At 73.0% G+C, this 8489-nt stretch carries 8 protein-coding genes and 3 pseudogenes; 6 read left to right on the top strand and 5 right to left on the bottom strand.

What is annotated here, in order from left to right:
- The coding region (locus LJ221_RS23795) for a transposase (RefSeq protein WP_374228530.1) at positions 1 to 97 on the bottom strand (97 nt) is incomplete at its 3' end.
- Positions 98 to 133: 36 nt separating this feature from the next.
- Here LJ221_RS23795 and LJ221_RS21895 point away from each other — a divergent pair.
- Together LJ221_RS21895 and LJ221_RS21890 are read left to right on the top strand one after the other, a co-directional pair.
- Positions 134 to 1078: an RNA polymerase sigma-70 factor gene (locus LJ221_RS21895; RefSeq protein ID WP_241718443.1), complete on the top strand. Its 945-nt coding sequence runs from the start codon at positions 134 to 136 to the stop codon at positions 1076 to 1078.
- A gap of 154 nt (positions 1079 to 1232) precedes the next feature.
- Positions 1233 to 2432: an NAD(P)/FAD-dependent oxidoreductase gene (locus tag LJ221_RS21890; protein WP_241718442.1), complete on the top strand. Its 1200-nt coding sequence runs from the start codon at positions 1233 to 1235 to the stop codon at positions 2430 to 2432.
- 97 nt (positions 2433 to 2529) lie between these two features.
- Here the strand turns inward: LJ221_RS21890 and LJ221_RS21885 are convergent, their stop codons facing one another.
- The 3 genes from LJ221_RS21885 to LJ221_RS21875 form a co-directional block, all read right to left on the bottom strand.
- Entirely contained in the window at positions 2530 to 3060 is a 531-nt protein-coding gene (locus LJ221_RS21885) for a pyridoxamine 5'-phosphate oxidase family protein (protein WP_241718441.1), read from the bottom strand.
- 174 nt (positions 3061 to 3234) lie between these two features.
- A complete protein-coding gene (locus LJ221_RS21880) occupies positions 3235 to 4146 on the bottom strand; it encodes an NAD-dependent protein deacetylase (protein WP_241718440.1) in 912 nt (303 codons plus the stop codon).
- A 214-nt stretch (positions 4147 to 4360) separates the two neighbouring features.
- Complete coding sequence (locus LJ221_RS21875) at positions 4361 to 5491, bottom strand: DUF3103 family protein (RefSeq protein ID WP_241718439.1); 1131 nt, start codon at positions 5489 to 5491, stop codon at positions 4361 to 4363.
- A 304-nt stretch (positions 5492 to 5795) separates the two neighbouring features.
- Here LJ221_RS21875 and LJ221_RS21870 point away from each other — a divergent pair.
- Positions 5796 to 6011, top strand: a pseudogene (locus tag LJ221_RS21870) (thiamine pyrophosphate-binding protein); the annotation flags it as partial.
- Between the two features lie 75 nt (positions 6012 to 6086).
- Here LJ221_RS21870 and LJ221_RS21865 read toward each other — a convergent pair.
- Positions 6087 to 6299, bottom strand: a pseudogene (locus LJ221_RS21865) (integrase core domain-containing protein); the annotation flags it as partial.
- A gap of 84 nt (positions 6300 to 6383) precedes the next feature.
- Here LJ221_RS21865 and LJ221_RS21860 point away from each other — a divergent pair.
- From LJ221_RS21860 to LJ221_RS21850, 3 genes and pseudogenes are all read left to right on the top strand, one after another.
- A pseudogene (locus LJ221_RS21860) lies at positions 6384 to 6809 on the top strand (helix-turn-helix domain-containing protein); the annotation flags it as partial.
- 243 nt (positions 6810 to 7052) lie between these two features.
- Positions 7053 to 7268 (top strand): hypothetical protein, encoded by a 216-nt coding sequence (locus LJ221_RS21855; RefSeq protein WP_241718444.1) that lies wholly within the window; start codon positions 7053 to 7055, stop codon positions 7266 to 7268.
- Between the two features lie 20 nt (positions 7269 to 7288).
- Positions 7289 to 8489, top strand: a 1201-nt coding sequence (locus LJ221_RS21850; protein WP_241718438.1) for a YhjD/YihY/BrkB family envelope integrity protein, incomplete at its 3' end; no start/stop codon positions are given.

Raw genomic sequence — 8489 nt, 5'->3', positions numbered from 1 at the left:
GGTGATCCCGCCACGGACGACCCCGCCCGTCAACACCCGGCAACAGCGGCGCTATCCGCTCCCACGCCGCATCCGTCAGCTCACCACGACCAGCCACAAGATCAATTATCAGACACGACCTAGGATCCAGGCCATGCCGCTGACCGTGAAGGACGTGGAACGCTTCGAGGCGTCCAGGCCCCGCCTGGAGGCCATCGCCTACCGTCTCCTCGGCTCCGCGAGCGAGGCCGAGGACGCTGTGCAGGAGACCTTCCTGCGCTGGCAGTCCGCCGATGTCGGACGCGTCGAGGTCCCCGAGGCCTGGCTGACGAAGGTGCTCACCAACCTGTGTCTCAACCAGCTCGCCTCGGCCCGCGCGCGGCGCGAGACCTATGTGGGCCAGTGGCTCCCCGAGCCGCTGCTGGAAGGGGACCCGATGCTCGGCCCGGCCGACACCGCCGAGCAGCGCGAGTCGGTCTCGTACGCGGTCCTGGCCCTCATGGAACGGCTGTCCCCCCACGAGCGGGCGGTGTACGTGCTGCGGGAGGCATTCGACTATCCGCACCGGGAGATCGCCGGAATCCTCGGCGTCACCGAGGCCGCCAGCCAGCAGCTCCTCCACCGTGCCAGGAAGCACATCGCGGACGGCAGGGCCCGTACCGAGGTCGACGAGGCCGCCGCCCGGCGGATCGTCGAGGAGTTCCTGGCGGCCGCCGCCGGCGGGAGGACCGAGCCGCTGGTGCGGCTGCTCACCGCCGACGCAGTCTCGGTCGGTGACGGTGGCGGGAAGGTCCCGGCCCGTCCCGGGCCGGTCGAGGGAGCCCTCGCGATCGCGAAGTTCATGCGGATCCTGTTCAAGCCCGCCCGGTCCAAGCGCGCCCTGGTCGGCGGATCGCCCGAACTCCACATCACGACCGCCAACGGAGGGCCGGCCGTCCTGGCGGCCGTGGACGGCCGGGTCGTCGGCGTCATGTGCCTGGAGGTCACCGCCGAGGGGATCGCCGCCATCCGCAGTCAGGCCAATCCCGACAAGCTCGGGCGTGCGACCGGAGTGTGGGCGGCCACCGAGCACGGAGAACCCCTGTTCCACGCGTTCTGACCGCGGCCCGGAGGCGCTCCCCACCCCAGTGGGACCCGCCTCCGGACCCGGTGTGGCCCGCATCACGTCACGGCCCCGTCAGGAAACGGCGCGCTGCCCGGTTCAAGGGGTGAGTTCCGCGAGGAGCGGAGCCGTGCAGATAGGAGCCAGGAGAATGAAGCACCGCATCGTCGTCCTCGGAGCCGGGTACACCGGAGCCGCCGCGGCCGGCCGTCTCGCCAGGCGGCTGCACCGCGACGAGGTCGCCGTCACCCTCGTCAACGCCGACCCCGACTTCGTCGAGCGCGTCCGGCTGCACCAGCTCGCGGTCGGCCAGGACCTCAGGCCCCGGCCGCTCGAGAAGATGTTCGCGGACACCGGCGTCGAACTGACGACCGCGAAGGTCACCGGCGTCGACGCCGACCGCAGGGTTGTCACGGTCGCCGACGCCACCGGAGCCGTCCGGGAGCTGGAGTACGACACCCTGGTGTACGCCCTCGGCAGCGGCTGGAACGACCAGGGCGTGCCCGGCGCCGTCGAGCACGCCTGCGAGATCGCGAGCCGGGCCGGAGCGCTCCGGCTGCGCGAGCGCCTGGCCGGCCTGGCCGACGGGCAGCCGGTCCTCGTCGTCGGCGGAGGGCTCACCGGACTGGAGGCCGCGGCCGAGATCGCCGAGACACGCCCGGACCTCGCGGTCGCCCTCGCCACCCACGGCGGCCTCGGAGACGACCTCTCGGAGAAGGGACGCGGCCACCTGCGGAAGGTCCTCGGCGGGCTCGGCGTCACCGTGCACGAGCACACGGCCGTCACCGCAGTCGGGGCCGACCGCGTCACCACCGCCGGCGGCGAGGCCATCCCGGCCGCGGTCACCGTGTGGGCCACCGGCTTCGCCGCCCACCCCCTCGCGCGGGCCAGCGCGCTGGAGACCACCGGCACGGGCCAGATCGTGGTCGACGCCACCATGCGCTCGGTCTCGCACCCCGAGGTGTACGCCGTCGGCGACGCCGCCCTGGCGATGGGCCCCGGGGAGAAGCCGCTGCGGATGTCGTGCGCCTCTGGCGTCCCCACCGCGTGGCAGGCCGCGGACGCCATCGCCGCACGTCTGACCGGCGGGAAACTCCCGAGGATCCCGATCCGCTACTTCAACCAGTGCGCCTCCCTGGGCCGCCGGGAGGGCCTGATCCAGTACGTCACCGCCGACGACCGGGCCACCGGCGCGGCCCTGACCGGCCGGCTCGCCGCCGTCTACAAGGAGCTGGTCTGCAGGGGCGCGGCATGGGGCGTCGCCAACCCGACCCTCGGTCTGCCGGTCCGCCGCCGCCATGTCCTGCGGGAGGCAGCCCGGGCGGGCTCGGCCACCGGGGCACCGGCCTGACCGGCAGGGCGGTGCGGGCGCCCGCGGTCATGGAGCGCCCGCGCCGCCGCCGGCACGGAAGTCCTGCCGCCGTGGCCGAGCGCGGCCCGTGCCCCGGTCAGGCCGGGGCGTTCGCGGTGAGTTTCGCGGCGTCGGGGGCGTAGGCGGTCATCCAGTGCGGGCGCAGCCGGTAGTAGACCACATCCTCGTCCCAGTCGAAGGCGTTCTCGCCGTAGAGGTCCTTGAGGTACGAGAGCAGCTCCGGCCACCCCGCGGCCGGTTCGCCGCCGCGGGGGTTGAGGATCTCCACCTCGCCGTGGGTGAACACCCCCAGATCCTCGCCCCGCATGTGCGCGGCGCTGGCGGCGGGCCGCACGGCGAGGTGACGGGCCTTGGCGGCGTCGCGTGCCGTGCCGAAGTGCCACCTCCCGTGCAGGAAGTGCCCGTCGACGCCGCTGACGCGCGGCTCGCCCTTCGCCGTCACGGTGGCCAGGGAGAGGGTGCACATGCCGGTGAGGACCCTGGTGAGCTGCCCCGCGGTCAGGGTGCGTTCAGTGCTGACGATCGAGCGGAGATGCGGGGTGGAGCGGGAGAGCGAGGAGTCGAGAAGGGCCTGGAGCTCTTCGAACTCCTCCGGTGTTTCGCGCATGGGGATCCTTGTCCATCCTTGGGGCCTCGGCCCGCGTCCACCGTCGACGTCGGCCGTCGCGGCCATACTCGACCCGAAATCCGACACCTCATGTCCGGTTTCCTCAATGCTCGTACTGTCCGCCTCCGGCTTCCACCGGAACCGAACCCGTGACGGCGACGGCGGCCGCTACCGTCACCGCCCCGCCCGGTCCGGCGCCTGGCCATCGACGGGGACGCCCAGCCGGCCGGCCACGGTGGTGAGGGCCGCTCCCAGGGGGAGCGCGACCCGGACGAGGGCGTGTCCGTCGCCCCGGGTCGGATCCTGGTTGACGATCAGTACCGGCTTTCCGTCCCGGGCCGCCTGGCGGACGAACCGGAGCCCGGACATCACCGTCAGCGAGGACCCCAGGACCAGCAGCGAGGACGCCTTGCCCACCAGCTCGCGGCAGTGCTCGACCCGCGGCGGCGGAACGGCTTCGCCGAAGAACACCACATCCGGTTTGAGGGTGCCGCCGCAGGCCGTGCAGGGCACCACGCGGAAGTCCCCGACCTGTCCGTCGGTGAGGTCGGCGTCACCGTCCGGGTTGAATCCGGCGGCCACCGGCTCGAAGCCCGTGTTGGCCTCCTCCAGCCGCCGGGCGAGTTCGCGGCGCGTGCCGGCGGCGCCGCAGGAGAGGCAGACGACCCGGGCCAGGCTTCCGTGGAGTTCCACGACGTCCTCGCTGCCGGCGGCCTGGTGCAGGCCGTCGACGTTCTGGGTGATCACGCCCGAGAGCAGTCCGTGCCGCCCGAACGCGGCCACGGCCCGGTGCCCGGCGTTGGGGCGGGCGCGGCCGAAGGTGCGCCAGCCGAGGTGGCTGCGTGCCCAGTAACGGCGCCGGGCCCGGGCGTCGGCGGTGAATTCCTGGTAGGTCATCGGGGTGTGCCGGCTCAGGCTCCCGCCCACACCCCGGTAGTCGGGGATGCCCGACTCGGTGGAGATGCCCGCTCCGCTGAGCACCAGCACACCGCCGGCACCGAGCGCGTCGGCGACCGGCCCCAGGTCCGTGGTGCCCGGCGGCAGGTCCTCGGTGGGGGTCCAGCTCAGAGTGGGGCGCATGCGCATGCCGCCAGGGTACGGAAACAGGCCGCGCCCGGTCGTCCCCGCCGGCCCGGGGGCGGCACGCGGCCACCTCACGCCGTTGCCGCGGGCGCGGGGGCCTGCCCCGCGGGGCCGCCTCCGTACCCATGGCGGCCACGACATCCGGTGACGGACGGCGCCACGCGGGGCCTCCACGGCGAGTACGCCGTGGAGGCCGCGTGGCGCCGGGGCGATGCGTCTAGAAGGCCGACACCCAGTACGGTTCGAGCGTCATGGTGCCGTTGCCCCGCGCGCCCCTGAACGAACCCGCGCTGTTCCGGGCGAGGGTGTACCAGGAGTCCACGTAGTCGGGATCGTCGGTCCACCAGTCGTCGGGCATGGCGTCCAGCACGGCGTTGACCAGCGGGACGTAGGCTCCCGCGTCGATGATGGTGAGCAGGGCGCCGGCGATGGCCTTGGCGAGCGACCGGTAGTTGGTGCCGCCGTCCTCCTCCATCATCACCACGTCGGCGAGGTTGTACTTGTAATACGACCAGTTCACCAGGATCTGGTTGGGCCGGTAGGTCTTGCCGTCCTCGTCCAGGTACGGCATGTCGACCGGGTCGACGCGCACCTTGCCGTCCTGGCCGAAGCCGGCCACCAGCGAGTAGATCTCGGCGTCGCCCTTGAACCAGGGTTCCTCGTCGTCGGACAGCCTCACGGAGGTGATGCGGCTTGTCCAGAAACCGTCGCTCGCGGTGCTCGCGGAGTTCACCGGGGCGGTCGTGGGGAGGCCGTGCCGGGCGAGTTCCTCGCGCAGGACGGCCATGCCCGCGGCGACGGCCCGCTCGGCGTCGACGCCGACCACGTAGACGGGACGCTCGGGGAGCCGGTGTGCGTCCAGTGTGTGTGAGCGGCCCGTGCTGTCGTAGGCGGTGACCGTGGTGGCGCCGTCGTCGGCGGGGGCGGCCGCCACCAGGGGCTCGGCCCCGGCCTTCAGTGCCCTGCGCATCGACTCGTCGGCGAGGCGGAGGTGCAGCAGGGGGTCGGTCTGGGGGCCGAGGCCCTTGGCCTCGACGAGGGCTCGTTCGGCATCGCCGACCGCCGATTCGAGGTCCCGCGCGGCAGGTGAGGAGGCCTTCCCCGTGAGCTCGCCGAGACCGACCTCGTCCGAGGCGAGGGCCGCCGTCTCGACCCGGGCCCGCCAGGCGGGGTCGGAGAGGGAGGATGCCAGTGAACGGGCGGCGTCCTCCTCGATCGCGGTGACGCTCCCGGAGCCGCGCGGGGTCTCGGGCGGGGCGGGGGCCGAGGCTGCTTCCTGGACGGTGCCGAGACCGAGGGCGAGGAAGGCGGCGCACACGACTGTGGTTCTGAACCGGTGTCTGGTCATGCGGGTCTCCTGCGGATGCGGCGGGGTGGATGCATGAGGATCGGTACGCGGACGCGGGCGGCCTCTTGTCTATGCGGGTAGAAACCGCCGTGTCGCCCAGAATGACGATGACATGCCAATGCGGCAAGAGGCGGGATCAGGACACCCTCCCCACACTCGCGGAACGGTCCCGAATCCGGGAGAGGGGGCGGGCCGAGGTTTCCGCCCGGGCGCCACGGTTGCCAGGGCGGTGGCCCATGTCTACGGACAGGAGTGGCGGCCCGGGACTTCCGCGACACAGGGAACGGAGAGACGAGTTGCGAACATGAAGGTGGCCCACTACGTCCTGCAGCGGTTGCGCGAATGGGGGGTTGATCACGTCTTCGGCTACGCGGGAGAGGGCATCAACGGTCTGCTGGCCGCGTGGGGCCGGCCGGAGAACAGGCCGAAGTTCGCCCAGTCCCGGCACGAGGAGATGTCGGCCTTCCAGGCGGTGGGTTACGCGAAGTTCTCCGGCAAGGTGGGGGTGTGCGCGGCGACCGGGTCTTGACCCCGAACCCTGGACAGGGGTTATGCGGCTGGCGTTCAGCGTGGTTGATGCCGTTCGGAAGGTGTTCTCGTAGGCGGTGGGGCTGCGGTGCCCGAGGCGGGAGTGGCGGCGTCGGGTGTTGTAGCGGTGCAGCCGGCGGAACGCGTCGAGACGGGCCTCGCGCTCGCTGGACCAGTGCCTGCGACCCTGGAGGGTCTCTCGCTTGAACGTCGCGTTGAAGGACTCGGCGAGCGCGTCGTCCGCCGAGCTGCCGACCGCGCTCATGGACTGGCCGACGCCGGCGCCGGTGTACCGCCCAGGTTCAACCGGTCGTCGCAACACTCCTGATCAGAGAGGTGTGTTGTGGGACGGCCAGCGGGTTGGATGACGGAGTTGACGGGGCGGTCGCCGATGAAGTCGCCGGGGCGGCCCTCGACGCGGCGGGAGGTTGAGCGACTGTTCTGGTGTGAGACAGCCAAGGGACTGACCAGTGACGATGCGGCTGTCGCCGTCGGGGCTGCGCCGGCGGTGGGCACACGGTGGTTCCGGCATGCCGGCGGGATGCCGCAGATCGATCTTGCCGTCTCGGGCCGCTGTCTCTCGTTCGCCGAACGCGAGGAGATCGCCCTGTTGCGCGTGAGGGGCGCCGGAGTACGGGAGACAGCCCAGCAGCTGGGCCGGGCACCCTCGATGGCATCCCGGGAGCCGCGGCGCAACGCGGCCACCCGCGGCGGCAAGCTCGAGTACCGGGCATCGGCGCCGCCGCCGACGCGTGGTCCGCGATGCGCGACACGGGCGTCACCGTGTCGCTCGCGTCGGACATGTTCACGCGGATGCGCACCCTGCTGGCCGTCCAGCGCATGCGCGCCGCCCATGCCGCCCACGGCACCGGCGACGAGCCCGCACGCGCCACCACCCGCATCACCACACGCGACGTCCTGGACTTCGCGATGCTGTCCGGTGCCCGGACGCTCCGGCTCGACGGCGTCACCGGGTCCATCACACCGGGGGAAGCAGGCCGACCTCGTCGTCGGGGCCGAGGACCTCGACACCATGCCGCCGCACGACCCGGTCGGGACCCTCGTGCCGGGCGCCGACCGAGGCAACATCACCTCGGTCTGGGTCGCGGGCCGCGTCCGCAAGTGGGCCGGGCGTCTGGTCGGTGTCGATCTGGACGCCCTGCGTGCCCAGGCGCACGACTCGGTCGACCGGGTGAAGCCCGCGGACGACGACTGTATCGTCACCACAAAGCGCACATATGCCCCATAGGACATGCGGAGGAGTGACCGGTGCCGACTGGTGCTGCGCACACGAGGCGGGGTGCGCTGCGCATGCTCGTCCGCGAGGTGCGCGGCGGTCTGCACGGCAGGCAGGTGGCCCTGGTGGCGGCGGGGATCTCCTTCTTCGGAATGGTCTCCGCCGTCTCCCTGGCACTGCTCCTGCTCCGGCTGTGTGCCTTCGCGATCGGTGCGGACGGCACCCGGCAGGCCGTGGCGCAGATCGCGGACGCTCTTCCCCACGGGCACGGAGTGCAGACAGGACTGCGGACCCTGGCCGAGGCCGCGGTCCGGTTGTCCTGGCCGGCTCTCGCCCTCACGCTGGTGCCCGCCAGCGTGTACGGGGAAGGGCTGCGCCGGGGCTTCCTGCAGCTGTCCCCGATGGCGGCACAGGACGACACGTTCACCGGCTGGCGGGGCAGGCTGGGACTGGCGCCCGCACTGGCGGTGGCCCCGCTTCTCACGGGCATCGCCCTGTACGCCGGCCCGCCGCTGGCCCGGCTGGCCGAATCCGGCGCCCGGCACTACGCCCTGTCCGCCTTCCTGGCCTTCCACCTGGCGTGGATCCTGCTCTCCACGGAGGTCCTCCTGGTCTTCCGGTTCGTCGGCGTCGGCGCCGCCGCCCCCCGGGCGGCGGTCCCGGCCGCGTTCGCGACGGGTGCGTTCCTGTGCGGTTTCCTCGGCGGTTTCGTGGTGTTCCTGGCCATCCCGGTCGACTGGAGCCTGCCGTTCGGCGGACTCGTCGTCCCCGGGGTCACCGTGGCACTGGGACTGTGGCTGTACCTGCTGCACGCGGTCCTGCTCGTCGGCTACCAGCTGATGCTCTGCCTGGACAGCCGCGCGGAATCCCTCCTCGCGGTGCTCCGCCCCTCCCCGGGGAGCCGGGCGCCGGGCCATCGCCCGGCCGGTGAGGCGGCCCCCCGGGCGGGCTCCGGAGCGCCCACGGCCACGAAGAAGCGCCCCCGCGGCCGCGGGAGGGCGCTGGCGGGGCCCGCCGGAGCGCTTGGCCGCGACGCCGCCCTGGCCCGGTGGGCCGAGCTCCACGGAGGGTATGACCCCTCCCGCAGTGCCCTGGCCTCGACATGGGTGGTGCTGGTCCGGCGCTGCGCCTCCGCGCGCCCGCTCCGCGCCCTGCCGCCCGACCTCCTGTCGCTGGCGGGGCCCCTCGCGGCCGCCGCCGCCGTGGTGCCGGCGGCGGTGGGCGGCCGGTGGC

The sequence above is a fragment of the Streptomyces sp. CNQ085 genome (genome assembly GCF_022614595.1).
GTDB lineage: Bacteria > Actinomycetota > Actinomycetes > Streptomycetales > Streptomycetaceae > Streptomyces.
This window is presented reverse-complemented; position numbering and strand designations above follow the sequence as displayed.

Excerpts from the sequence above, each read along its gene's own strand:
- LJ221_RS21895 (WP_241718443.1), top strand. The coding sequence starts at position 134 with ATGCCGCTGACCGTGAAGGACGTGGAACGCTTCGAGGCGTCCAGGCCC.
- LJ221_RS21890 (WP_241718442.1), top strand. The coding sequence starts at position 1,233 with ATGAAGCACCGCATCGTCGTCCTCGGAGCCGGGTACACCGGAGCCGCC.
- LJ221_RS21885 (WP_241718441.1), bottom strand. The coding sequence starts at position 3,060 with ATGCGCGAAACACCGGAGGAGTTCGAAGAGCTCCAGGCCCTTCTCGAC.
- LJ221_RS21880 (WP_241718440.1), bottom strand. The coding sequence starts at position 4,146 with ATGCGCATGCGCCCCACTCTGAGCTGGACCCCCACCGAGGACCTGCCG.
- LJ221_RS21875 (WP_241718439.1), bottom strand. The coding sequence starts at position 5,491 with ATGACCAGACACCGGTTCAGAACCACAGTCGTGTGCGCCGCCTTCCTC.
- LJ221_RS21855 (WP_241718444.1), top strand. The coding sequence starts at position 7,053 with ATGCCGCCGCACGACCCGGTCGGGACCCTCGTGCCGGGCGCCGACCGA.